General features: G+C 72.4%; 23 protein-coding genes and 5 tRNA genes. 13 read left to right on the plus strand and 15 right to left on the minus strand.

From position 1 onward, the window contains the following. Positions 1–30 precede the first annotated feature (30 nt). Genes O7614_RS09955 through bioB form a run of 3 tightly spaced genes read right to left on the minus strand, consistent with a single transcriptional unit; the run spans position 31 to position 1735 of the window. Positions 31–537 carry a GNAT family protein gene (locus O7614_RS09955; protein ID WP_278138176.1) on the minus strand — a complete coding sequence of 169 codons (507 nt, stop codon included), beginning with the start codon at positions 535–537 and terminating at the stop codon, positions 31–33. A 5-nt stretch (positions 538–542) separates the two neighbouring features. Then, positions 543–734, minus strand: a complete 192-nt coding sequence (locus tag O7614_RS09960) for a hypothetical protein (RefSeq protein ID WP_278138177.1) — start codon at positions 732–734, stop codon at positions 543–545. 5 nt (positions 735–739) lie between these two features. Further along, complete coding sequence (gene bioB / locus O7614_RS09965; RefSeq protein WP_278138178.1) at positions 740–1735, minus strand: biotin synthase BioB; 996 nt, start codon at positions 1733–1735, stop codon at positions 740–742. A 152-nt stretch (positions 1736–1887) separates the two neighbouring features. Between bioB and O7614_RS09970 the strand changes: the two genes are divergently transcribed. The 4 genes from O7614_RS09970 to O7614_RS09985 are packed head-to-tail and all read left to right on the plus strand — an operon-like array spanning position 1888 to position 6052. Beyond that, a complete protein-coding gene (locus tag O7614_RS09970; RefSeq protein ID WP_278138179.1) occupies positions 1888–3024 on the plus strand; it encodes an 8-amino-7-oxononanoate synthase in 1137 nt (378 codons plus the stop codon). Further along, positions 3021–3746: a dethiobiotin synthase gene (gene bioD, locus O7614_RS09975; RefSeq protein WP_278138180.1), complete on the plus strand. Its 726-nt coding sequence runs from the start codon at positions 3021–3023 to the stop codon at positions 3744–3746. Before O7614_RS09970 ends, bioD begins: the two co-directional genes overlap by 4 nt. A gap of 36 nt (positions 3747–3782) precedes the next feature. After that, positions 3783–5375 carry a histidine kinase gene (locus tag O7614_RS09980; protein WP_278138181.1) on the plus strand — a complete coding sequence of 531 codons (1593 nt, stop codon included), beginning with the start codon at positions 3783–3785 and terminating at the stop codon, positions 5373–5375. Beyond that, on the plus strand, positions 5375–6052 hold the full coding sequence (locus O7614_RS09985) for a response regulator transcription factor (protein ID WP_278138182.1): 678 nt from the start codon (positions 5375–5377) through the stop codon (positions 6050–6052). Before O7614_RS09980 ends, O7614_RS09985 begins: the two co-directional genes overlap by 1 nt. A gap of 35 nt (positions 6053–6087) precedes the next feature. Here the strand turns inward: O7614_RS09985 and O7614_RS09990 are convergent, their stop codons facing one another. From O7614_RS09990 to O7614_RS10010, 5 genes are all read right to left on the minus strand, one after another. Then, the gene (locus O7614_RS09990; RefSeq protein ID WP_278138183.1) at positions 6088–6858 is read right to left on the minus strand and encodes an ABC transporter permease subunit; all 771 of its coding nucleotides are present in this window, start codon (positions 6856–6858) and stop codon (positions 6088–6090) included. Further along, a complete protein-coding gene (locus O7614_RS09995) occupies positions 6855–7787 on the minus strand; it encodes an ATP-binding cassette domain-containing protein (RefSeq protein ID WP_278138184.1) in 933 nt (310 codons plus the stop codon). The genes O7614_RS09990 and O7614_RS09995 overlap by 4 nt, the downstream gene beginning before the upstream one ends. An 85-nt stretch (positions 7788–7872) precedes the next feature. Continuing rightward, positions 7873–8736: a polysaccharide deacetylase family protein gene (locus O7614_RS10000; protein ID WP_278138185.1), complete on the minus strand. Its 864-nt coding sequence runs from the start codon at positions 8734–8736 to the stop codon at positions 7873–7875. Positions 8737–8771: 35 nt separating this feature from the next. Next, positions 8772–9950: a cytochrome P450 gene (locus tag O7614_RS10005; RefSeq protein WP_278138186.1), complete on the minus strand. Its 1179-nt coding sequence runs from the start codon at positions 9948–9950 to the stop codon at positions 8772–8774. Positions 9951–9959: 9 nt separating this feature from the next. Then, positions 9960–10628 carry a 50S ribosomal protein L11 methyltransferase gene (locus O7614_RS10010; RefSeq protein ID WP_278138187.1) on the minus strand — a complete coding sequence of 223 codons (669 nt, stop codon included), beginning with the start codon at positions 10626–10628 and terminating at the stop codon, positions 9960–9962. 151 nt (positions 10629–10779) lie between these two features. On the opposite strand from O7614_RS10010, the gene O7614_RS10015 reads away from it, so the two are divergent. Next, positions 10780–11670 (plus strand): hypothetical protein, encoded by an 891-nt coding sequence (locus O7614_RS10015; protein WP_278138188.1) that lies wholly within the window; start codon positions 10780–10782, stop codon positions 11668–11670. Between the two features lie 45 nt (positions 11671–11715). Here the strand turns inward: O7614_RS10015 and O7614_RS10020 are convergent, their stop codons facing one another. Then, positions 11716–11892, minus strand: a complete 177-nt coding sequence (locus tag O7614_RS10020) for a hypothetical protein (RefSeq protein WP_278138189.1) — start codon at positions 11890–11892, stop codon at positions 11716–11718. A 635-nt stretch (positions 11893–12527) separates the two neighbouring features. Here O7614_RS10020 and O7614_RS10025 point away from each other — a divergent pair. Continuing rightward, on the plus strand, positions 12528–13661 hold the full coding sequence (locus tag O7614_RS10025) for an alkane 1-monooxygenase (RefSeq protein WP_278138190.1): 1134 nt from the start codon (positions 12528–12530) through the stop codon (positions 13659–13661). Positions 13662–13674: 13 nt separating this feature from the next. Here the strand turns inward: O7614_RS10025 and O7614_RS10030 are convergent, their stop codons facing one another. Together O7614_RS10030 and O7614_RS10035 are read right to left on the minus strand one after the other, a co-directional pair. Then, a complete protein-coding gene (locus tag O7614_RS10030) occupies positions 13675–14256 on the minus strand; it encodes a TIGR03086 family metal-binding protein (RefSeq protein ID WP_278138191.1) in 582 nt (193 codons plus the stop codon). A 78-nt stretch (positions 14257–14334) separates the two neighbouring features. Then, a complete protein-coding gene (locus O7614_RS10035) occupies positions 14335–14937 on the minus strand; it encodes a TetR/AcrR family transcriptional regulator (RefSeq protein WP_278138192.1) in 603 nt (200 codons plus the stop codon). A gap of 389 nt (positions 14938–15326) precedes the next feature. On the opposite strand from O7614_RS10035, the gene O7614_RS10040 reads away from it, so the two are divergent. The 3 genes from O7614_RS10040 to O7614_RS10050 all read left to right on the plus strand — a co-directional run bounded on the left by O7614_RS10040 (position 15327) and on the right by O7614_RS10050 (position 15592). Further along, positions 15327–15399 (plus strand) — tRNA-Gly (locus tag O7614_RS10040). A gap of 34 nt (positions 15400–15433) precedes the next feature. Next, positions 15434–15504 (plus strand) — tRNA-Cys (locus tag O7614_RS10045). A 13-nt stretch (positions 15505–15517) separates the two neighbouring features. Beyond that, a tRNA-Val gene (locus tag O7614_RS10050) sits at positions 15518–15592 on the plus strand. 72 nt (positions 15593–15664) lie between these two features. Here the strand turns inward: O7614_RS10050 and O7614_RS10055 are convergent. Both O7614_RS10055 and O7614_RS10060 read right to left on the minus strand, forming a co-directional pair. Further along, on the minus strand, positions 15665–16162 hold the full coding sequence (locus O7614_RS10055) for a winged helix-turn-helix domain-containing protein (RefSeq protein WP_278142207.1): 498 nt from the start codon (positions 16160–16162) through the stop codon (positions 15665–15667). Positions 16163–16338: 176 nt separating this feature from the next. After that, positions 16339–17073: a GNAT family N-acetyltransferase gene (locus O7614_RS10060; RefSeq protein ID WP_278138193.1), complete on the minus strand. Its 735-nt coding sequence runs from the start codon at positions 17071–17073 to the stop codon at positions 16339–16341. Between the two features lie 101 nt (positions 17074–17174). Here O7614_RS10060 and O7614_RS10065 point away from each other — a divergent pair, with 101 nt between their 5' ends. Then, positions 17175–17756, plus strand: a complete 582-nt coding sequence (locus O7614_RS10065; RefSeq protein WP_278138194.1) for a TetR/AcrR family transcriptional regulator — start codon at positions 17175–17177, stop codon at positions 17754–17756. Positions 17757–17876: 120 nt separating this feature from the next. On the opposite strand, the gene O7614_RS10070 is transcribed toward O7614_RS10065, so the two are convergent. Then, positions 17877–18119, minus strand: coding sequence for a DUF6458 family protein (locus O7614_RS10070; protein ID WP_278138195.1), 243 nt, complete (start codon positions 18117–18119; stop codon positions 17877–17879). 149 nt (positions 18120–18268) lie between these two features. Between O7614_RS10070 and O7614_RS10075 the strand changes: the two genes are divergently transcribed. The 3 genes from O7614_RS10075 to O7614_RS10085 all read left to right on the plus strand — a co-directional run bounded on the left by O7614_RS10075 (position 18269) and on the right by O7614_RS10085 (position 19692). Next, positions 18269–18341: transfer RNA gene (locus O7614_RS10075), tRNA-Gly, on the plus strand. A gap of 48 nt (positions 18342–18389) precedes the next feature. Next, positions 18390–18464, plus strand: a tRNA-Val gene (locus tag O7614_RS10080). 334 nt (positions 18465–18798) lie between these two features. After that, positions 18799–19692 (plus strand): NlpC/P60 family protein, encoded by an 894-nt coding sequence (locus tag O7614_RS10085; RefSeq protein ID WP_278138196.1) that lies wholly within the window; start codon positions 18799–18801, stop codon positions 19690–19692. Here the strand turns inward: O7614_RS10085 and O7614_RS10090 are convergent. Continuing rightward, a complete protein-coding gene (locus O7614_RS10090) occupies positions 19689–22979 on the minus strand; it encodes a BTAD domain-containing putative transcriptional regulator (RefSeq protein ID WP_278138197.1) in 3291 nt (1096 codons plus the stop codon). The genes O7614_RS10085 and O7614_RS10090 overlap by 4 nt on opposite strands. Positions 22980–23072 lie beyond the last annotated feature (93 nt).

The following is a 23072-nucleotide window of genomic DNA, read 5'->3' on the forward strand; positions in this document are numbered from 1 at the left end:
CCGGCCCGCGTCGCGGACTGAAGGGCCCGCTCACTCCACCAGGTCGTCGGCGAGCAGATCCATCAGCAGGCCGTCGTGCCACCGCCCGTCCTCGCCGCGCTCGTAGCGGCGCAGCACCCCCACCGGACGGAAACCCGCCTTGGCGTACGCGCGGATAGCGGCGCTGTTCGCCGCCGCCGGGTCGATCGTGAAGCGGTGGTGGCCGTACTCGTCGATGAGATGCCGGGCCAGGGTGCGGATCGCGTCCACGCCCAGGCCGGCACCGCGTACCGCCGGGTCGAGGAAGACGTCCAGGCTGGCGTGGCGGTAGTCCGGGTCGGCCTCGGCGTACCACTGGATCGCGCCGATCACCTGACCGTCGTGCTCGATCGCGTACACGTGCAGGTCGTCGTCGCCGAGGTCGGCGCGGACGGAATCGCTCAGGTCGTCGTCGCCGCGCCACCACCGGCGTACCTCCGGCTCGGCCCGGATCGCCGCGAGGGCTGGCACGTCCGCGTCCGTCGCCGGTCGCAGGGTCACCGCCCGCCCGCGCAGCATCCGCGTCAGCCCCGGACTTCGCCGTGCTCGACGCAGATCGCCGACCAACCCACCGGCAGCACCTGGACCTTCATCCGCCGCCGACACCGGGGGCAGAACCGGGGCGGCTCCAACTGACGGGCCGTGGCGCAGGCCGGGTGGGCGGTGGCCGTCGCCGGCTCACCACACCTGTCGCACCACAGCTGCGTCGTCGTCATGGTCGTCACAGCGTGGCGGAGAGCGCCTTGACCGGCATCTTCAACTCGTCCAGAAGCTCCAGGTCGGCGGTCGCCGGACGACCCAGCGTGGTCAGGTAGTTGCCGACGATCACCGCGTTGATGCCGCCGAGCAGACCGTCGCGGGTGCCCAGGTCACCGAGGGTGATCTCCCGGCCGCCCGCGTACCGAAGGATGGTGCGTGGCATGGCCAGTCGGAACGCGGCGATGGCCCGCAGCGCGTCCTTGCCCTCCACCACCGGGCGGTCACCGAGCGGGGTGCCGGGGCGCGGGTTGAGGAAGTTGAGCGGCACCTCGTGCGGGTTGAGCTCGGCGAGCTGCGCGGCGAACTCGGCCCGCTGCTCGACCGTCTCGCCGAGGCCGAGGATCCCGCCGCAGCACACCTCCATGCCGGAGTCGCGGACCATCCGCAGCGTCTCCCAGCGCTCCTCCCAGGAGTGCGTGGTGACCACGTTCGGGAAGTAGGACCGGCAGGTCTCCAGGTTGTGGTTGTAGCGGTGCACACCCATGTCGACCAGGTCGTCGACCTGCTCCTTGGTGAGCATGCCCAGCGACGCGGCGACCTGGATGTCGACAGCCGCCTTGATCGCGGCGACGCCCTCGCGCATCTGCTTCATCAGCCGGGCGTCCGGGCCGCGCACCGCGGCGACGATGCAGAACTCGGTCGCCCCGGTCGCCGCGGTCTGCTTCGCGGCCTCGACCAGCGACGGGATGTCCAGCCACACCGAGCGCACCGGGGACGTGAACAGACCGGACTGGGAGCAGAAGTGGCAGTCCTCCGGGCAGCCGCCGGTCTTCAGCGAGACGATCCCCTCGACCTCGACCTCCGGGCCGCACCAGCGCATCCGCACGTCGTGGGCGAGCTGCAGGGCGGCGGGAAGGTGTTCGTCGGGCAGGTTCAGCACGGCGAGGATGCCAGCCTGGTCGAGGCCGACACCGTCACCGAGGACCTGGCTCCGGGCCTGGTCGAGGATCTCTGGCATGGCTCGTACCCTACAAGGCGGCCCGATCAGCCGGAATGACCTGGCAGCCCCTATACCGGCCAGCGAGTGGATCCGTCGGGCGTCGGGGGCGGGTGGTAATTTCGCCCGGCGGGTGTCGGGCTGACCGGCGCGGACGGCGGTGAAGGAGTGACGTGGCGGACTGGCTGGCGGCGCTCGACCGCCGCGCGGATCTGCGGGCGAAGGCCGGGCTGACCCGGCGACTGCAGCCGCGTCCCGCCGCCGACGGGATGACCGATCTGGCCGGCAACGACTACCTCGGCCTGGCCACCCACCCGGAGGTCACCGCCGCCGCGGCGGCCGCGCTGTCGGCGTACGGGCTGGGGGCGACCGGGTCGCGCCTGGTGCGCGGCTCCACCGACGCGCACGAGGCGTTGGAGACCGAGCTGGCGCGGTGGCTGGGCACCGACCGTGCCCTCGTCTTCTCCTCCGGCTACCTGGCGAACCTCGGTGCGTTGCGGGCACTCGTCCAACCTCGGACGCTGCTCGTCTCGGACGCCCACAACCACGCGTCCCTGATCGACGGCTGCCGGATCTCCGGTGCGGAGACCGTGGTCACGCCACACGCCGACGTGGACGCGGTGGCCGCCGCGCTCGCCGCCGCTCCGGGTCGCCCGGCGGTGGTGGTGACCGAGTCGGTGTTCTCGGTCGACGGTGACCTCGCCCCACTGGCCCGGCTGCACGCCGTGGCCCGCCGGCACGGCGCTCTGCTGCTGGTCGACGACGCGCACGCGCTGGGTGTGACAGGTCCGGCCGGGGCGGGCGCGGTGGCGGCGGCGAAGCTGGCCGGTGAGCCGGACGTGGTGGTCACCGCCACCCTGTCCAAGGCGCTCGGCGGCGCGGGTGGCGTGGTGGCCGGGCCGGCCGAGTTCGTGCGGCACCTGGTCGAGACCAGCCGTACGTTCATCTTCGACACGGCCCTGCCCCCGGCGGTCGCCGCCGGGGTGCACGCCGCGCTGCGGCTGACCCGGGGCGGCGACGACCTGCGCTGGGAGTTGGCCGACCGGGTGGCGGTGGCGGTCGGCCGACTGCGGGCGGCCGGGTTGACCGTCTCCACGCCGGACGCGGCGGTGATCTCGGTGGCGGCTCCCAGCCCGGAGGCGGCGACCGCCTGGGCCGCCGACTGCCGGGACCGGGGCGTCGCGGTGGGGTGCTTCCGACCGCCGTCCACCCCGGACAGCCGGTCCCGCCTGCGCCTGACGGTCAGCGCGGGAGTGCCCCGGGCGACGTTCGAACGGGCCCTGGACGTCATCGTGGAGTCCGCCCCATGACCGGGTGGGAGGGGCCGGTTCTGGTCACCGGGACCGACACCGAGGTCGGTAAGACCGTGGTGACGGCGACGATCGCGGCCGCCGCGCAGGCTGCCGGGTTGCGGGTGGCCGTGCTCAAACCGGGTCAGACCGGTACGGCGGGTGGTGAGCCCGGCGACGTGGACGCGGTCAACCGGCTGGCTGCTCCGCTGACCGGCCGGACCCTGGCCAGTTATCCCGATCCGCTGGCTCCGTTGGCTGCCGCCCGGGTCGCCGATCTGCCGCCGTTGGAGCTGTACACGGCGGTGGACGCGGTGCGCGACGAGGTCGACAAGCACGACCTGGTGTTGATCGAGGGCGCGGGTGGTCTGCTGGTGCCGATGGGGCTGCGTCCGTCGGGGGAGCCGTGGACGATGGCGGACCTGGCGGTGTCGCTCGGCGCGCCGGCGGTGGTGGTCGCCCGTGCCGGGTTGGGCACGCTCAACCACACGGCGTTGACGCTGGAGGCGCTGGACCGGCGTGCCGTGCCGGCCGGTGTGGTGATCGGCGCGTGGCCGGCCCGGCCGGAGTTGGTGCACTGGACGAATCTCACCGATCTGGTGCCGAACCTGCTCGGTGCGGTGCCGGACGGCGCTGGTGCGATGGACCCGGGTGTGTTCCGGCGTTCCGCTCCGGGTTGGCTGACCCCGGCCTTGCACGGGGTGCTCGACGACTGGCGGGTGTGGGCCGAGGAGAGCGGCTGAACACCTGACTTTCGTCGGTGTCCGCGCAGGTCGGGCGTGGGTAGCCTGACCGCCGTGCGGATCCTCGACTCTTCGCCGTCGGGCCGGTCGGGCCGTTGGCGCGGTCTGGTGTCGGACGTGCTGCTCTGGGCGGTGGTGGCCGCCCCGGTCGGCTATGCCGGCTTCAGTCCGCCGTACGCGCCGTACGCGGTGCCGCTGGCGTTGGCCAAGGTGTTGCTGCTCGGCGTGGCGGTGGTGGCGAGTCGACGTCAGCCGTTGGTGGCCCTGGTGTTGGCGGTGCTGGGGTCGGTCGTCGACGGCAACTTCGTGTTCGCGATCCCGGTCTTCAGCTACCTCGCCGGACGGCGCACCGCGTCGGTGGGTCCGGCGGCCGGTGTCTTCGTGCTGATCGTGGCCGGCGGTACGGCGCTCAACCTGGGGTTGCTCGGCACCGGCGCGGCTACCTGGTTCCTGCTCGCCTCGGTGCTGCTCTTCGCGGCGGTGTTCCCCTGGCTGGTGGGCCGGTACCGGCGTCAGCAGCAGGAATTGGCCGACGCCGGTCGGCGGCACTTCGAGGCGTCGACCCGTGAGCAGCGCGGTGCCGCCGAGCGGATCCGGCTCCGCGAGCGGGCCCGGATCGCCGGGGAGATGCACGACTCACTCGGTCACGACCTCAGCCTGATCGCGTTGCGTGCCGCCGCTCTGGAGGTCGCCGCCGACCTCGACGACCGGCACCGGGCGGCGGCGGGGGAGTTGCGGGCCAGTGTCTCCGCCGCCACCGAGCGACTGCACGAGATCATCGGGGTGCTTCGTGAGGACGGGGGCGCGTCGGTGCGTCCGAGCGGGGAGACCGTCGCCGATCTGGTCGAGGGTGCCCGGGAGGCCGGCATGGCGGTACGGATGGAGGCGACCTCGGTGGTCGCGGAACTACCGGCGATGACCGGTCACGCCGCCCACCGGATCGTGCGGGAGGCGTTGACCAACGCCGCCCGGTACGCGCCCGGCGCTCCCGTCGACGTGTGCCTGACCCGCGAGGGTGACCGGGTCGAGGTGGCCGTCGTCAACGACGCACCGTCGGCTGGACCGCTGCCCGCCCCACCGTCGCAGGGCAGCGGGTTGCTCGCACTCGCCGAGCGCGTTCGTCTCGCCGGTGGAACGCTGCACGCCGGCCCCGACAGCGACGGCGGCTTCGCCGTACGGGCGGTGCTGCCGGCCACCGCGCCGGTGGACACCGCCGGGCTGGGCCTGGCGGCACCGTCCGACGCCGGGGAGCCCGACGCGGGGGATCCCGGTGCGGTCGAGCGGCCGGTGGACGCGGAGCGGCGGCTGCACGACGCTCGCCGACGGGTCCGGCGCAGTCTGCTCGTGGCCCTGGTGGCGCCGGCCGGGTTCGCCCTGGTGCTCTCCCTCGTCTACTACCCGGTGGCGACCGCCGGGACGGTGCTGGACCGGGCCACCTTCGACCAGATGCGCGTCGGTACGGCCCGGTCGGAGCTGACCGGGTTGCCCCGGCGGCCGTTGGAACGCCCGACGACGGCGGACCGGGACGGCTGCGAGTACTACACCGACGGCAACTTCCCCCTCGCGCAGCCGACCTGGCGGCTCTGCTTCACCGACGGCCGGTTGGCCAGCAAGGAGTGGATCGCGTAGTGAACACCGACACGGCCGGCGCGGAGCGGGTCCGGGTGGTCCTGGCCGACGACGAGGCGATGATCCGCGCCGGTGTCCGGGCGATCCTCGCCACCGATCCGGGCATCGAGGTGGTCGCCGAGGCCGCCGACGGGCACGAGGCGGTGGAGCTGGTCCGTGCGCACCGACCCCGGGTCGCGTTGCTGGACATCCGGATGCCTCGGCTGGACGGTCTGGCCGCGGCCGCCGAGATCCGTCGGGTCGTGCCGGACACCGCGACGATCATGCTGACCACGTTCGGCGAGGACGACCACGTGGCGCGGGCCCTCGGGCACGGCGCGAGCGGGTTTCTGCTCAAGGCCGGCGACCCACGTGAGTTGATCGCCGGGGTGCACGCGGTCGCCGACGGTGGGGCGTACCTGTCGCCGAGGGTGGCCCGTCGGGTGATCGAGCTGGGTGCCGGTCGGTTGGCCCGCCGGCCGGTGGCGCGGGACCGTACCGCCGGGTTGACCGAGCGGGAGCGGGAGGTGCTGGCCCTGGTGGGGGCGGGGTTGTCCAACGCCGAGATCGCCCGCCGGCTGCACCTGGTGGAGGGCACCGTGAAGAGCTACCTGACCAGCATCTTCACCCGGTTGGACGTGCGCAACCGGGTGCAGGCGGCGATCCTCGCGTACGAGGCGGGGCTGGTCGACGGCTGAGCGAGGGCCGGGGAGCCCTCGCCCAGCCGCAGGCGTCACGCGTCGCGGCGGCGCAGCGCGGCCCGGCCCAGCAGGAGCGCGGCGCCGGCCCACCCGGCGAGCAGCAGCAGCCCGACCAGGCTGGGGTACGGCTCGGTGTCGCCGGCCAGGAAGTGGCCGCCGGCCACGCCGGGGAACACGTCGGCGATCCGGGTCAGCACGTCGATGTCCGGCTCCTGGAGGGACAGCGGCACGATCATCAGGGTGGCCAGCAGCACGGTGATCGTCAGCACCGCGCTGCGCAGGGCGGCGCCGAGGCCCAGGGCGAGCACGCCGACCAACGCCAGGTACGCCGCCACCGCCACGATGTCGCCGATCGTGCCGGCGGCCGGGGCGCTGCCCCACTCGCCGAGCACCGGCCGGGCGACCAGGGCGCCGACGCCGCCGAGCAGCAGACCGAGGGCGAAGGTGACCGCTCCGGCGACGACGGCCTTGCCCAGCAGTACGCGACCACGCGACGGGGTGCACTGCAACGTGGTCCGGATGGTGCCGCTGGTGAACTCGGCGGTGATCGCCAGCAGGCCGAGCGCCAGCACCACGTACTGGGTCAGCTCGACCGAGTCGATCAGCACGCTGCCGACGGTGACGATTCCCCGGTCGTCGGCCGGGTCGTCGTTGGTGTTGGCGTTGGCGGCGTAGATGGCCAGTTGGCCGGCGCTCGCGGCCGTCACCAGCAGCCCGGCCAGAGCCGTCCACCAGGTGCTGCGCACCGAGGCGAGTTTGGTCCACTCGGCGGCCACGACGCCAGCACGGGTACGGGTGCTCATCGCGCGCCACCGCCGGTCGGTCCGCCGGCGTACTCGACGCTGTCGGCGGTGAGTTCCATGAACGCCTGTTCCAGTGACGCGCCGTGCGGGCTCAACTCGTGCAGTCGTACCCCCAGTTCGTGGGCCAGGTCCCCGACCCGGTCCACGGTGGTGCCGGTGACGGTCAGGTCGTGCCGGTCGGCGGCCGTGACGGTCGCGCCGGCGGCGGTGAGGCGCGCGGCGAGGGCGGCCAGGCCGTCCGGGTGCGGGCTGCGGACCCGCACCGCGACCGCGCTGCGGGCGACCACCTCGTCGGTCGGCGCGTCGGCGAGCAGCCGTCCCCGACCGATCACCACGAGCTGGTCGGCGGTGAGCTGCATCTCGCTCATCAGGTGGCTGGACACGAAGATCGTCCGTCCCTGGTCCGCCAGTGAGCGCATCAGGTGACGTACCCAGCGCACCCCGTCCGGGTCGAGGCCGTTCACCGGCTCGTCGAACATCAGCACCGGTGGGTCGCCGAGCAGCGCGCCGGCGATGCCGAGCCGCTGGCCCATGCCGAGGGAGAGGGTCCGCCCGGGTTTCCGGGCGGCCCGCTCGTCCAGGCCGACGGTGTCCAGCACCTCGTCCACCCGTCTGGTGGGGATGCCGTTGCTGCGGGCCATGCCCAGCAGGTGCGCCCGGCCGGATCGGGTCGGGTGGATGGCCCGGGCGTCGAGCAGCGCCCCCACCTCGTGCAGCGGCCGGCGCAACTCCCGGTACGCGCGCCCGCCGACCAGGGCCTGACCGGCGGTGGGGCGGTCCAGCCCGAGGACCATCCGCATGGTGGTGGACTTGCCGGCGCCGTTGGGGCCGAGGAACCCGGTGACCCGGCCGGGCGCGATGTCGACGGTCAACGCGTCGACCGCGACGGTCGCGCCGAAGCGTTTCGTCAACCCACGTAATGTGATCATGCGTTGACGCTAGGCGAGTGACCCGTTGCCGCACCGCGCCCGAACGGCACCTCCCGACCCTGACTTTCGTCAGGCTCCGGCGGGCTCAGAGCACGTAGTCCTCCAGCAGCGCCGGGGTGAGCCCGGCCCGGTGGATCGCCTTCAGCGCCGCGAGGAGGTCGTCCATCAGCGCCGGCCGGAAGTGCATGAGCAGCACGTCACCGGGTTGGACCACCTTCTCCGGGGTCTGGTAGCGCACCTTCCCCTCGTGGACGGTCTCGGTCCAGTGCACGACCGCCTTCGCGCCGCAGTCGTGCGCCGCTCTCAACGTGGTGCTGTCGTGTTCGCCGAACGGTGGACGGAACAGTGTCGCCCGCTTGCCGAACAGCGCCTCCAGCTTGTCCGCAGCTCCGCAGATCTCCCGCTTCTGGTAGTCGTACGACCGGCCGGCCAGCGAGGTGTGGTTGATGGTGTGGTTCTCGACGACCCCGCCCGCGACCTGGATCTGCCGGAAGTACTCGGGGTACTCCTCCGCCGCAGGCGAGTTCAGGAACATGGTGACCGGGATGTGCGCCCGCCAGACGAAGTCGGCCACCGCGCTCGGGCGGGCCAGCGCACCGTCGTCGATGGTGATGAAGGCGACCTTCTGGTCGGTCGGCAGGCGGTGCCAGAACGGGGCCGCGTCGGTCGCGGGCAGCGGCACCGGTTGCGGCGGTGGCGCTGCGGGGAAGGTCGGCACCTGGGACAGGTACCACTCCAGGCTCCCCGGAGTGGGCGTCGCCGTCGCGGACGGCGAGGTGGACGGTGTGGACGGCGAGGCCGACGGCGCGAACGGCGAGGCGGACGGGGACGGCTGGTGGGCGGTGATCCGTCGGGTGTGCACTGCCGGGCCGGCTGTGCAGCCACTCAGTACCAGCAGGGCCAGAACTGGTACGACGGCGAGGATCCGACGAGCAGGGGTCGCTGACACGCCCGGAAACCTACCGAAGCGAGGTCAGCATCCGGTCAGGCCGGTGCTGCCGGTGGGCGTCGGACGACGAAGGCGTCGGGCATCCGGAAGGTGAGATTGTCCGGGGACCAGGGCGGACGGACCACCCGCACCCCGTCCAGCAGTGGCGCGGCCTCGGCCACCACCACTGCCGCCTCCATCCGGGCCAGCACGTCACCGACGCAGCGGTGCGCGCCCGCCCCGAACGCCAGGTGCCGGCGTGACCCGCGTTGGCCCGGGCGGAACTCGTCGGGCGACTCGACGACCGCGGGGTCCCGGCCGGCGCGTCCCAACCACAGCACGAGGCTGGTGCCCGCCGGCACCGCCGTCGGGCCCAACGTGCTGTCCGTGGCCGCCACCCGCCGCCAGGTGACGATGGGCGGTTCCAGCCGTAGCCCCTCCTCCACGACGTCGGCGACGGCGACCTCGCCGGTGCGCAGACCGGCCCGTACCGCCGGCTCGCCCGCCAGCCGGTGCAGCAGCAGGGTGAGGAACTGGGAGGTGGTCTCCTGCCCGGCGACCAGCAGGAAGAAGAGCGCGCCGACCACCACGTCCGGCGGGTGCCCGGCCGCACGCAGCTCGGCCGCCAAGCCGCCGCCGGTGGCCGCGAAGTCGCGCAGGACGCGGTGGAACCGTCCCACCTGGGCGGCGAGTGTCACCTGCCGGTCGGCGTCCAGCGGTGCCCAGAACAACTCCAGCGCGGCACGGGCGAAGTCCTTGACCGCGCCGACCGGGGCGTCCGGCAACTCCACCAGCCGGGCCAGCACCAGCAGCGGCAGGTCGGCGGCGAGGTCTGCGTACAGGTCGACCGACTCGCCGGTGTCGAGCGTGGCGGCGAGCCGGGCGACCCGGTCCCGGACCAGCGCGGTGAGCCACTGCCGTTGCGCGGCGACCCGGGCGGGGTGCAACGCGTCCGCGACGATCGCCCGGATCTGCGGATGGCTGACGCCCGAGTTGTTCGCCAGGGTCGGCGGTAGCCGGAACCGGTGCCCGGCGAGCACCCGCAGGGCGGTCACCGGCATCGGCGTCACCGCGTCCAGCGCGTTGTCCGGCCGATAGGTGACCGGGTCGGCGAGGACCTGACGGACCAACGCGTGTCGGGTGACGACCAGGTGGGTGCCGCCGACGTGGTCCGGCACCCGGGCCACGTCCGGCCATGCGGGGTCGGCCACCTGCGCCCAGCTGCGGAACAGCACCCGGACACGCTAGCCGGACGCCCCCGGCAGCCCGGCCCGCAGTCGCCAGACGGTGGTGCGCTTCACCCGGACGCTCTCCAACGCCTCCGGCACCGGCACGTCGTACACGGCCAGCTCGTCGAAGCGGTCCCGGGGCAGGAACGCCCGGCCGGGGTCACCGACGAGCACCGGTGCGCCGGCCCGGGTGGCGCGGAGCAGGAACCGCAGGAACCGGCGAGCCATCGCGTCGCTGTAGAAGACGTCGCCGGCCAGCACCACCTCGGCGTCCCCGGCGTCGCCGTCGAGGATGTCGCCGAACTCGGCGTCGACGCGTACCCCGTTGGCCTCCGCGTTCAGCGCGACCGCCGCGACCGCCAGCTCGTCCACCTCGACGGCCCGTACGGACGCCGCGCCGGCCCGGGCGGCGGCGATGGCCACCAGGCCGGAGCCGGAGGCGAGGTCGAGCACCCGGCGGCCGGCCACCAGTTCCGGGTGGTCGGTCACGTAGCGGGCGAGCGCCTGCCCGCCCGCCCAGGCGAACGCCCAGAACGGCGGTGGCCGGTCGCTGGAGAACTGGCCCTCGGTCAGCTCCCACAGCCCGATCGGCTCGTCCGCCTGGTGCAGTCGCACCTCGGGGACGAACGCCACCGGGGTGAGCCGGGCGTGCAGCCGGACGAACGTGCTGGAGAGCTCGGACACGTCGCCGATTGTCCCAGCGGCTCGACTCCGGGCGTGTCGCGGGGGAGTGGTGACCGGTTCACCACGGTCGGTGAAAACCCCTCCCGTCCTTGCCGCCCGGTGCGAACACACCCGTCTGGTCGCGCCTACCCGCTGCTCCTAGCGTTGCCAGGTGGAGACGACCGAACGGAGGGCGGCGGTGGTGACGGTGCGGCGGTACGCGGTGCGGGTCGGGGTGGTGCTGGCCTGTCTGAGCGGGGTGGAGCTGGCATTGGCCGCCCCGGCGCAGGCGGCGTTCACCACCGAGTTGAGTGGGCTGCCGGCCCGGTTCACCGCCGGCGAGCAGGTGCGCACGGTGTCGGCCGTCGTCTCCCGGACCGACCGGCGCGGCGGCTGCGTGAAGGTGCGCTGGTCGATGGTGCTGAGCGTGCAGGGCCTCCGACTCGACCAGGTCAAGATGGACCGGGTGGAGGAGGCCGGCGACTTCCCCCTGGACATCCGGACCGACGGTGACGTGGCCCGGCTCACCGACCGGCAGTTCGACCCGGGCACCCTCTGCCCCGGCCGCACGGTCACCGCCCGCTACCGGGTGGCCTTCGCCGAGGACGTCACCCAGGGGCGGGTCACCCTCGCCGCCGAGGCGTATGACGCCAACTCGCGCCTGCTGGCCCGGCAGACCGCCACCCGTTCGGTGGTGGGTGCCGGCGGCACCCCGACCAGCACCCCGAAGCCGACCGCCACGCCCTCGGAGCCCAGCGAACCATCGAGCGCGCCGGCCGAGGAGGAGAGCACGACGGTGGAGGAGCCGGTCGGGGACTACCCGGTCGACGCCGCGCCACCGGCGGCCGGCCGCCCGGTCTCGCAGTCCGGCGGGTTCGGCGCGGTGCAGGCCGCGTTCCTGCTCGGCGGCCTGCTGCTGTTCCTCGGGATGGGGTTGCTGCTGCGGTTGCGGCAGCTGACCCGGTCCTCGGCCGACGGCGTCGACGAGACCGACGACCCGCCCGCGGACCGACGCTGGGAGCGGCCGATGCCCGTCGACCGGTGGCGAACGGCCCGCCGTTGACCGGAGGCCGGGGGAGCCGGCGGACCTGCCGCCGGCCCCACGGTGTCACTTCGAGAACGCCTGGAACTCGGCGATCCTGACCTGGGACCGGGCCGGGCTGGCGGTCGCGCAGTCCGTCGTCGTGGCCGGGTCGTCGTCCTGCTCGCCCGCGTACTGCGGACCACCCGTGCACTGGCTGGCCAGCACCTCCAGCCGCAGGTGGGTGGCGAGGGTGGTGGGCACCGCGAACGTCCGCAGGTTGATGTCCCGGACGCACGCGCGGTACGCCCCGCCGGGGAACGCGCCCGCCGCGCTGCCGGCCGGCCACCCCGTCCAGGCTGGCCCAGTTGGTCGCCTCGGTGTCGTCGGCGACCCGGTCCAGGTTGACCCCGTCGCCGGTGATCGTGGCCCCGGAGGCGGTGGAGGCGAGGTTACGGCTCATCCGCAGGTCGACGTACCCCTGCTTGCCGGCCGTGGCGACCACGCTGAGCCGCTGGTGCCCGAAGCCGGGCCCGACGGCCAGCAGGTCGTACGTGCCGGCCACCATCTCCACGGTGTCCGGGGTCGGCGTCGGCGGGCTCGTGGCCCTCGGCGAACGGTCCGGAACTGCGCTCGGCGGACGGGGTGCTGCCGCTGGGAGCTGCGGTGCTCACGCCGGTGGGGAGCAGCGCGGCGACCGTCGCCGTCGTCGCCAGGACGGCGATGAGCCGGCGTCGACGCCGGCTCATCGGGGATGACCCGTGAATATCAGTCGACGATGGCGGCGGCGAGGTGAACGAGCATCGATCGAGAAGTGTCAACTTTACAAAACACGCGGCCTTGTAAATTCGCCGGCCAGCTGCCACAGTCGGTGCAGGACGCGATACCGGAGGTTGGTCATGGCCGTCGATGCCGATCTGACCGTCGAACCCGCCGCCTGGCGGGACCGCCGTAAGCCGCTCTGGCCGCTGGCGTTGCTGGTACCGGCGTTGCCCTTCGCCGGCTTCGCCCTCTGGCGGGCCGGCGGTGGGGCCTGGGCCTGGTGGCTCACCCCGGTCGTCGTCTTCGGCCTGATCCCGGCGGTCGACCTGCTGCTCGGCGACGACCGGCGCAACCCACCCGAGGGGGCGGTGCCCCGGCTGTCCGCCGACGGGTACTACCGCTGGCTCACCTACCTCTACCTGCCGGCCCAGTACGCGGCCCTGGTGCTCTGCTGCGCGGTGTGGACGCGTGAGGCACTCACGGTGCCCGGTGCGGTCGGTCTGGTCGCCACGGTCGGCGTCGTGAACGGCATCGCCATCAACACCGCCCACGAGCTGGGCCACAAGCGGGAACGCGTGGAGCGCTGGCTGTCCAAGGTGGCCCTGGCACCCGCGGGGTACGGGCACTTCTTCGTCGAGCACAACCGGGGCCACCACGTGCGGGTCGCCACCCGGGAGGACCCGGCCAGTTCCCGGTTGGGGGAGAGTTTCTGGGCGTTCTGGCCGCGTACCGTCTTCGGTAGCCTGCGCTCGGCCTGGCGGCTGGAGACCAGCCGGTTCCGCATCCGTGGCCGGTCACCCTGGAACCACCGCAACGACGTGCTCAACGCCTGGGCCATGACCCTGGTCCTGTACGCGGCGCTGACAGTGGCCTTCGGCCCCGGGGTGTTGCTGTTCCTGGCCCTTCAGGCGGTGGTCGGCTTCTCGCTGCTGGAGGTGGTCAACTACCTGGAGCACTACGGGCTGGCGCGGCAACGCACCGTCGGCGGTCGCTACGAGAAGGTCGACGCGCGGCACAGCTGGAACAGCGACCGGACGGTGACCAACGTCTTCCTCTTCCAGCTCCAGCCGCACAGCGACCACCACGCCAACCCACTGCGCCGTTACCAGACGCTGCGCAGTTTCGACACCTCACCGCAGCTGCCGGCCGGTTACGCCACCATGGTGGTCGTCGCGCTGGTGCCGCCGCTGTGGCGGCGGGTGATGGACCCCCGGGTGCTCGCGCACTACGAGGGCGACCGCTCCCGCGCCAACGTCCACCGGCGGAGCTGACGCGTCGGCGTGGTCAATCGCTCGGCGCCCAGTCGGGGTCGCGGCCGAACGCGGCCAGCAGATGGTCCTGTTCGTCGGCGTCGTCGGGCACCCGTATCCCGGTCTGGACCAGGTTGTTGCGCTGATAGTCGTCGATCTGTCCGGCGAACCACTGGGCCGCGGCGCGCACGGCGTCCGGGTCGAGTCGAGGCTGCGCACCGATCGCCACCGCCACGTCCCAGCCGTGGATGAGGTGTTCGGCGAGGAGCTGTTGGAGATATTCCGCGGCCGGGGTGTCGCCACTGGAGAGGTGCACGGTGCGGTCGATCGTGCCGGGGTGGGTGGCGGCGATCTCGGCCTGCGCGGCGGCCTCCCGCGCCGTCTCGATCGGGTCGGTGCCGAGCTGGTCACCGTCGAACCGGTCGCCGACCTCGTCGATGGTCCGGCCGGCCAGCAGCGGAACGCTCCACCGGTCCTCGGTCACCACGTGGTTGACCAGCGTGCGGACGTCCCAGTCCGAGCAGGGTGTCGGGTCGGACCACTGGCCGGGTTCGACCTGGTCCACCCGGTCGACGAATTCGGCCAGGCTCCGGCGGTACGCCTCCAGAAGATCCATGCTGCCGATTGTTCCGGTCGGCGGGGCGGGATGAGCCGTTTTGCCCGGTCTGGTGAGGAATGGTGCCGGCTGCCGGGCTCAGTCCAGGTCGGCCGGGTCCAGGCCGAGCTCCCGGGCGGTGACCAGCCGGACCCACTCGCCGAACTGCCGACGGGAGATCACCCGGTCGTGCACGGCGAGTTGGACGGCGAGCCCGTCCATGACCGCGCTGATCCGCCAGGCGGCCCCGTCCGGGTCGGCGCACTGGAAGGTGCCGTCGGCCACCCCGGCGGAGATCACCGCGGCGAGGTCCTGGCGCCAGCGCAGGTCGAGCCGGCGGGAGACCTTCTCCAACTCCGGAGTGCGCAGCGACTCGGACCAGCCGTCGATCCACATCGACCAGGAGGTTGCCCGCCCGGCCGGGGTGTAGAGCTTGAGGATCCGGCGGAGCTTGGTCAGTGGCGGGGCCGAGGATCGGGTCACCGCGTCCAGTCGGGCCAGATCCTGCTCGACCGCGTACGCGAAAGCCTGTGCGAGCAACCGTTCCTTGGTGGCGAAGTGGTAGAAGACCAGGGCCTGGCTCACGCCGGCGGCATTCGCCACGTCCGCCGTCCGGGTGTTGGCCAGACCGCGCTCCACGATCACGTCGCAGGCGGTGCGCAGCAGGGCATCCAGGCGGATCTCGGCCGCACGTCTCGTCACGACCGTTACCGTAGCCCATCCGAGTGAACACGAACAGTTACCGCTGCGTGCTGAGCCCACGCTGTGTCAGTCGGAAGCCGGACACTTCCTCGGGGTGCCGTCGGTCGTTCTTTCGGGAAGCATTCACCGAGGTCTGCCGCCGGAATCCGGTGTGCGGGCGCGTCCGCCGGTCGATCTGCGACACGGTGATGACGATCGTTGCCTGCTGGTGCCGGAGTGTGACTGTCGACGGCAGGTCGGATCACCAGACCATCCTCCTAGGAAGCCCGCCTGGGATGGCGGTGATCTCGTCCGCGACAGGCAGGACGCGCCGAGGCGACCCCGAGTTGGCAGTCGTTCACCGGCTCGGCTAAAGTTCTCATCCGTCACCCGGGAACGTCCGGGGGCGTGCGGACGTAGCGCAGCTGGTAGCGCATCACCTTGCCAAGGTGAGGGTCGCGGGTTCGAATCCCGTCGTCCGCTCGGAGCTGCCGCCACGCATGACGGGGGCAACCTCGGTGGGGTGGCCGAGAGGCGAGGCAACGGCCTGCAAAGCCGTGTACGCGGGTTCAAATCCCGTCCCCACCTCGGCAACAAGCACGGGCGATTGGCGCAGTGGGAGCGCGCTTCCTTGACACGGAAGAGGTCACTGGTTCAAACCCAGTATCGCCCACCAGAGGAAAACGGCTCGTCACCGATCACCGGTGACGAGCCGTTTTGCTGTGTTGTGGGGTCATGCCCGGGCCCGTCAGTCGACGCTGAGTCGGTAGCCGATCCCACGCACGGTGTGCACGAGCAGGGTGTCGTCGGCGGCGCGCAGTTTGCGGCGTAACCGCTTCACCGCCGAGTGCAGGATCGACGTGTCGCCGAGGTACGCGCAGCCCCAGACCGACTCGAAGAGCCGCTCGTACGTCCAGACGCCGACCGGCGCGGTGGCCAGTTGGGTGAGCAGGTTGCGTTCGAGGCGGGTGAGGGCCAGCGGTTGTCCGCGCCACGTCACCAGGTGGTCGAGCGGGTCGATCGCCAGGTCGCCGAGGTCGATCCGGTTGGCGGCGGCGGCGGTCGGGGCGGTGGCGGCGGCCGGAGGGGTGGCAGCGACGGTGGACCCGGCCGTCGGGCTGACCAGCGGGGCCGGTCCGCCGATCACGGGCGGGCCGATCATCGCCTGCAATTCGGCGAGGTCGGTGCAGATCACCAGGGTGCCGAGCCCGTCGAGCCGCCGCACCATCCGCTCGCGTACCGACACGTCGGCGGTCACGCAGAACACGAGGGACACGCCATCGATCACTGTTGTACCTCCCCAGGTGCCAGTGAAAGACAACGCTGTCTGAACCCCATAGTCAATGGTTTCCGGCTGGTAGCCATCGTGATCCACTCGGATTCGCTGACGTCGCGCGTCCCGGCCCGGTCGGCGGGCAGGGCTCAGAACGTCAACACGCGGAACTCGCCCACCGGCCGGAACCCGAGGCGGCGGTAGACCGACTCGCCGATCGGCGACGAGGTGAGTGCGGCGGTGCGGGCGCCCCGCTCGCTGGCCAGACGCAGCGCCGCCCTGGTCATCGCCGCGCCGACGCCCCTGCGGCGCTGCTCGGGCTGCGTACCCACGAAGTAGAGCGTGACCAGGCCGTGGCTGAGCCAGGCGACGGCCGTTCCGACGACCTGGCCGTCGTCCAGGTGGCCAGCCAGTCTGATCACCGTGCCGTCGCCGGAGAACGCCTTCTCCCGCTCGATCGTCGCCGCCACGCCGTCCGTCGGGATTCCGGACACCCGGGCATAGGCCGCGACGAACGCGGCCAGGTCGGTGGTCTCGGCGATGTGCAGACCGGCCGGGGACGGGCCTTCCGCCGCCTCGTCGACCACCGCAGTCATGATCGGCAGGCGGGCGATCTCGGCGGCGCCGAGGGAGACCAGGCCGTCGGCCGCGCCGGGGTCGCTGTCCGGACCAACCCACCACACCCGGGGTACGCCGTGCAGGCGCTGCCGTGCCTCGGCGAGCGCGTCCTGCGGTGCGCGCCCGGCCACGCGCAGCACGCCGTTGAGAGTCGGGTGCGGCACGTCGCTGCGGTAGGTCGGGAGATCCGGACCGCCGACCGGACCGATGTTCCAACCGAGCAGGTACGCCCGGTGCGCGGCCAGCACCGTGTCCAGAGACGCCATGGTCTGGATCGTAACCGAGCCGGACATTCCTCGGCCGGCGAGAACAGGCTGTGACCAGCAGTACTTTGTCGATCGTTCCAGATCACGGGTAGCGTTCAGCCATGGCACGTACCCGTGAGTTCGACCTCGACACCGCCGTCGAGGCCGCCATGGACGTGTTCCGGCGCAAGGGCTACGAGGGCACCTCGATGCGCGACCTGTCGGAGGCGACCGGCCTGGGCAGCGGCTCGATCTACGCCGCGTTCGGCAGCAAGGACGGCCTCTACCTGGCGGTGCTGGACCTGTACCGGCAGCGGTACGCCGCGCCGATGGTCGACCTGCTGCGCTCCGGCAACGACGCGCGAGCGGTCATCCGGGAGGTGTTCATCGGCGCTGTCGACGACATCACCGGCGACGGCCGGCACCTCTCCTGTCTGATCGTCGGCGCGTCGATGGAACGGGCCCACCAGGACGTCCGGGTCGCCGACCGGCTCCGCTCGACCACCCAGTCCCTGGAGGCGGCGCTCTACGACCTGTTGGCCGAGGCGCAGTTGCGGGGCCAGATCACGTCCGGCCGCAGCGCCACGGATCTGGCCGGCTTCCTGGTGACCAGCCTCCAGGGCCTGCGGGTGATGGGCGCCATCAACCCGGATCGGGCGGCGCTGACGCGCTACGCCGAGGTCGCGCTCACCTGCTTGGACTGAGCCACCGGCCACGGTGGTCGGCCGTCACCCGAATGAGGAATCGAGCATTCGGGGCGGCCGCTTTCGACGAGGCGGCCGCCCCGGAATCACGTCGATCTGGCGGCTCTGCCAGCGGTGTTGTCACATCGGCGGGGCGATGTCCCGCCGCTCCTCGACCTGGCGGTACTCCACCGGCTGCTCGGTCGTGGTGACGACCTCGCGACGCCGGCCCCAGACCAGCGTGGTCATGATCAGGCCGAGCACACCGGCTCCCATCAGGATCCAGCCGACCACGTCGAGGTTGACGCCGCCGACGCTGGCGTCCAGTGCGAAAGTGAGGATCGCGCCGAGCGCGATCAGGAAGATGCTGGTGCCGATACCCACGACAGCCTCCTTAAGGGGGTGTGGTGCGCTGTCGGACCCTTCAGTACCCCGGAGGCGACCGGCGCAACCGCCGGCCGCCCAGGGTGCCGTGCCAGCCGATCTTGGCATCGGGTAGAGTCGCACCTGTCGCCGACGCGAGTCGGGGGCGCGCGGACGTAGCGCAGCTGGTAGCGCATCACCTTGCCAAGGTGAGGGTCGCGGGTTCGAATCCCGTCGTCCGCTCGCGATCTGCCCCATCGGGGCCTGACTGCCGGGTTCGGCGGTCGCCACGGGCGATTGGCGCAGTGGGAGCGCGCTTCCTTGACACGGAAGAGGTCACTGGTTCAAACCCAGTATCGCCCACCACGTATTGCTGATGCACACCAGATCGGACAAGATCGACGTCCGGTCTGGTGTGTTCGAGATTCGAGCGATCCCTGAATCTCTCGATCCGGATGGACATCATCGACTACGTCGATCTGTAGCACCATCTGGTTCATCACTACCCGAGCGGTATGCAACGCCTCTCCGGCAAGGGCCTCCTGGTCGGCGTACGTGCCGGCATCCGGTGACGCCGTCGTGCCCTCGCGCGTCGGCGGCGTCCCGGTACGGGTGAGGTACGGGAATCGGCGGCGCCAGCCGGATTCCTAGTCTCCCTGAAGTCCGATCAAAGTACGGACGAACCAAGGGAGAGAGTCGAATGCTCACGAAGACGCCCGGCCGGCGACGCCGGTCACTTCCCGCGCTGCTGCTTGCCGTACCGGTGTTCCTGGCCACCAGCGTCGCCATGGCCACGCCGGCTTCGGCCGCGCCGATCGACAACCCGAGCCTGGAGATCCCGGTCGGCTGCCCGGGCGCCCGCGCGGTCATCCAGGTCGAGTGGGAGGGTACCCGCACCGCCAAGGTGCACTGGGAACTCACCGACACCAGCTCGGACGGCAGGTCGCCATTGATCAAGATCGCCGCCCGGGATGACTCCGGCAACGGCCGGAGCTGGGTCTTCCGGAACGACGAGGTGGTGTTCGGGGTCGACGGCGGCTACGGCGCCTCTGCCAGCGGGGGCGGCATGTCCTGGGACCCGGCCGGGATCGCCCAGTTCAACCACCTGGAGGTGAAGGTCAGCAACGGTACGACCGAGCAGGGCACCGAGTGCTCGGTGACGAAGAAGACCTACAACTACACCCGGCTCGCCTACCAGTACGCCCTCAACCAGGACGGCAAGCCCTACGTCCTGGGCGCTGACGGTCCGGACGCGTTCGACTGCTCCGGCCTGGTCAAGTTCGCCTACGAGCGGGTGGTCAACTTCCCCGGCTGGGGCGGCGTCAGGTCGTCGGCGCAGCAGTACGACTGGGCGCGTTCGGAGGCCAACAACAACAATGCCGACCTCACCAACCTGAAGAGCCGCGACGCCATCCGGGTCAGCCGCAGCCAGCTCAAGGTCGGAGACCTGGTCTTCTACGACGGCCACGTCGGCCAGTACGCGGGCGGTGGGCAGTTGTACTCGGCCATGTCCCCGGCGTCGGGGATCGGCTACATGAGCGTCGACTACAAGTCCCCGCTGGGCTACTACCGGCTAGTCGGCGTCACCGGTTAGTCGGGAGCCGGCGGGTCCGCCCCGATCGCCCTCGCCTCTGTTGCGAGCGTTCCGAACCCCAGGTCGTGGGCGACCCGCTCGGCCCGGCCGGCCTCGTGCCGGGCCGCATCCGGCTCACCGGCCAGCGCCAGGGCACCGGCCAGGCCCACCCGTGCCCTGGTCTCCAGATAGCGGTACGAGTGCCGCCTCGCCATCGCAACCCCGTCCCGGAGTACGTCGAGCGCCTGTGCGATCTCGCCGTTCTCCCGGAGCGCGTTTCCGAGCGTGCCGGCGGTCATCGCCTGGGCCCGCCGGTCGTACGTCTTGCCCGCGAGATCGTGTGCCTGCCGGGCCAGGCTCAACCCGCTGGCGAGGTTCCGCCGGTCGATCTCCAGCCGACTCATCTCGTCCAGGGTGGACAGTTCGCCGCGCAGGTCGCCGCGCCGCCGGTAGCCGCGCAGGACGGTGTCGAGCTGCTCGGCCGCGTCGACGAGTTCACCACGCTGCCGGAGTACGCTCGCCAGGTTTCCCCGGTTGACAAGCGCGGAACGCGAGCGCCCCGTCGCCTTGTTGATCTCCAGCGCGGCGGTGAGGCTCGTCGCGGCGTCCTCGCAGCGACCACGGTCGAGCATGATCATGCCGATGCCGTTCAGGACCGCCGCGCGGATGTGCCCCAGGGGCTCGGACGCGGTCAGGTCGAGGGCTCGGCCGAACCACGTCTCGGCGTCGGCCAGCCGGCCGAACTCGTAGTACTGCCAGCCGACGTTGTGGGAGAGGTAGGCCGCCGCCGCGTCCCAGCCGCACTCCTGCGCCAGCCGCAGGGCGGTGAGCGCGTCCTCGAGACCTTCGAGGTCGCGACCGACCATGCTCCGGACCTGCCCCCTGGACATCAGCATCGCCGCCCGCGCCCGGCGGTCGGCCGAACGCTCCGCCGCCGACCAGCCGGCCCCGACGATCCGGGTCCAGCCGTCCACGTGCGGGTTGACCAGGAAGTAGCCGCGCAGCTGGTCGGCGATCCGCCAGGCGAAGTCGGCGAGCCCGTCGTCCCGGCCCGCCTGCTCGGCCAGCAGCACCAGCGCGCTCGTCTCGGCGGCGAGCCAGGCCGCCGCCCCCTTCTCGTCCGGGAACTGGTCCTCCGGCCGGGGATGGCCGGTGAGCCGGACCATCTGGGGTAGCACCCAGTCCATCGCGGCGGTCACCCGTTCGGCGTACGAGGCCAGCAGCCGTGCGAAGGCGTCGTGCCGGGACCGGCCGGTCTCCGCCTCGACCAGCTTGCCGGCGTAGAGCCGGAGCAGGTCGTGGAACCGGAACCGGTGCGCCGAGTACTGCAGCAGCATGTTGGCGTCGAGCAGTTCGTCCAGGATCCGCTCGGCCGTGGCGTCGTCCGTGTCGAGCAGGGCGCCGGTGGCGGTCACTCCGAAGTCCTGCGCGGGGTGCAGCGCGCAGAGCCGGAACGCGCGCCGGGCCGGTTCGCTGAGACTGTCGTAGCTGAGCTGGAAGCTGGCCAGTACGCTCGTCGACCCGTCGTCGAGCTGGGCGAGGCGGCCACTCTCGTCACGCAGCCGCTGCACCAGGTCGCCGATCGTCCACGACGGACGGCTCGCCAGCCGCGCCGCCGCGATCCGCAATGCGAGCGGAAGGTGACCGCAGACGCCCGTCAGCTCCTGCGCGGACCGGGGGTCGGCTGCGACCCGCTCGCCGCCGGCCGCGGCCGCGATCATCTCGAGCGACTCGGCCGCCGTCAGGGTGCCGAGCGGCACCGAGGCCGCGACCTCCAGCCCGCGCAGCAGCCGCCGGCTCGTGACCAGGACGTCACTTCGGCCGGTACCGGGCAGCAGTGGCAGCACCTGCGCCGCGTCGCTCGCGTTGTCGAGCACGACGAGCATCCGGCGCCCGGCCAACTCGGTACGCAACAGGGCCGAGTCCTCGACGAGGTCGCCACCGACGCGGTCGACGGGCACGCCGAGCGCCCGCAGGAACCGGCCGAGGACCGCCGTCGGGGGAACGGGCTCGGCTGAGGCGCCGCCCAGATCGGCATAGAGCTGGCCGCCGGGATACCGCGGGCGCAGCCGGTGCCCGGCGGTGTGCGCCAGGGCGGTCTTCCCCGATCCGGCCGCACCGTGTACGAGGACGACTCGCGACGACGCGTGCCGCAGCTCGTGCCCCGTACGCGCGACGGCGGCGACGATGCGGGCGAGCTCCGGCTCCCGGCCGACGAACCCGGCCGGGGCGGCCGGCAGCTGCTGGACCACGTTGCGGGCCGCCCTCCCGGGTACCCGCCCGCGCTGCTGGAGCACACCTACGTGGGCGTCCCGTAGCAGCTCCCCGGGATCGAGCCCGAGCTGTTCGCGCAGGTTGGCCCGAACGCGCTGGTAGGCCGCCAGCGCCTCCGCCTGCCGTCCGCTGGCCGCCAGCGTGACGATCAGTGCGGTGTGCAGCGGCTCGTGGAACTCCAACCGATCGGCCAGCTCACGCAGGTGCGGCAGCGGCCGCTCCGGCTCGCCGACGTCCCGGGCGACCTCGGCGAAGCGCCGCAGCAGGGTGGCGTACTCCTCGGTGACCGAGGCGAGCAGCGGGTCGCCGGCCAGCTCGTCCAGGTCGCACCCGCCCCGCCACAGCTCCGCCGCCCGGGCGAGGAGCGTGAGCGCGTACTCGGGCGACGCGTCGTGCGCCTGCGCAGCCAACTGCCGGAGTCGGGCCAGGTCGAGCTGTTCGGCGGTGGCGACGAGGCGGTAGCCCGACGGGGTCGGGACGATGAGGCGCTGGCCCGAGGGCTCGACCAGCCGGCGTAGTCGGGTGAGGTGCGTACGCAGTAGCTTCGTCGCGTCCTCCGACGAGTAACGGCCCCGCAGCAGTTCGCGGAGGGAGTCCCGGGGGACCGGTTCCGGGGCGCCGAGGGCGAGCTTCGCGAGCAGTACCCGTTGGGTGGCCGAGCCGACGGCGACGGTTTCGTTCCCGCGTCGAAGTTCGAGCGGCCCCAGCACCCGGATCTGTACGGGCGCACCGGGGTCGGCCACCCGGCCCGGCTCGTACGCCCGCGTCGCCGCGGCGGCCGAGGTGTGCAGCGCTTCCCTGGCCCCATCGTCGAGGCCGAGCGCTGCCGCGATAGCCATCACCGAAGCGTGTCTCGGCCTGGTGCTCCGGCCCTGTTCCAGGTCCCGGAGCGCGGCGATGCTGAGGCCGGCACGGACCGCCAGCTCGCGCTGGGTCAGCCCGCTGTGCAGGCGGTACGTCCGGAGCAGCCTGCCCACCGTGGGTCGGCCGGACGGCGGTTTCGGGGCATCCGCCGAGGCTGTGCCGTTGCCCATCCGGCGATGGTAGGACATCGATCCACGCCCGACCATGTGCCCTTGGTGAAGGCAGCGCTACCCGTCCGCCGCGCGGGTCGGGGCTGCTTGCGG

This window comes from Micromonospora sp. WMMD961 (assembly GCF_029626145.1).
Lineage (GTDB): Bacteria > Actinomycetota > Actinomycetes > Mycobacteriales > Micromonosporaceae > Micromonospora.

Bases quoted from the DNA above. Each gene is read 5' to 3' on its own strand.
- O7614_RS09955 (WP_278138176.1), bottom strand. From the start codon at position 537: ATGCTGCGCGGGCGGGCGGTGACCCTGCGACCGGCGACGGACGCGGAC.
- O7614_RS09960 (WP_278138177.1), bottom strand. From the start codon at position 734: ATGACGACGACGCAGCTGTGGTGCGACAGGTGTGGTGAGCCGGCGACG.
- bioB (WP_278138178.1), bottom strand. From the start codon at position 1,735: ATGCCAGAGATCCTCGACCAGGCCCGGAGCCAGGTCCTCGGTGACGGT.
- bioD (WP_278138180.1), top strand. From the start codon at position 3,021: ATGACCGGGTGGGAGGGGCCGGTTCTGGTCACCGGGACCGACACCGAG.
- O7614_RS09990 (WP_278138183.1), bottom strand. From the start codon at position 6,858: ATGAGCACCCGTACCCGTGCTGGCGTCGTGGCCGCCGAGTGGACCAAA.
- O7614_RS09995 (WP_278138184.1), bottom strand. From the start codon at position 7,787: ATGATCACATTACGTGGGTTGACGAAACGCTTCGGCGCGACCGTCGCG.
- O7614_RS10025 (WP_278138190.1), top strand. From the start codon at position 12,528: ATGGCCGTCGATGCCGATCTGACCGTCGAACCCGCCGCCTGGCGGGAC.
- O7614_RS10030 (WP_278138191.1), bottom strand. From the start codon at position 14,256: ATGGATCTTCTGGAGGCGTACCGCCGGAGCCTGGCCGAATTCGTCGAC.
- O7614_RS10060 (WP_278138193.1), bottom strand. From the start codon at position 17,073: ATGGCGTCTCTGGACACGGTGCTGGCCGCGCACCGGGCGTACCTGCTC.
- O7614_RS10065 (WP_278138194.1), top strand. From the start codon at position 17,175: ATGGCACGTACCCGTGAGTTCGACCTCGACACCGCCGTCGAGGCCGCC.
- O7614_RS10085 (WP_278138196.1), top strand. From the start codon at position 18,799: ATGCTCACGAAGACGCCCGGCCGGCGACGCCGGTCACTTCCCGCGCTG.
- O7614_RS10090 (WP_278138197.1), bottom strand. From the start codon at position 22,979: ATGGGCAACGGCACAGCCTCGGCGGATGCCCCGAAACCGCCGTCCGGC.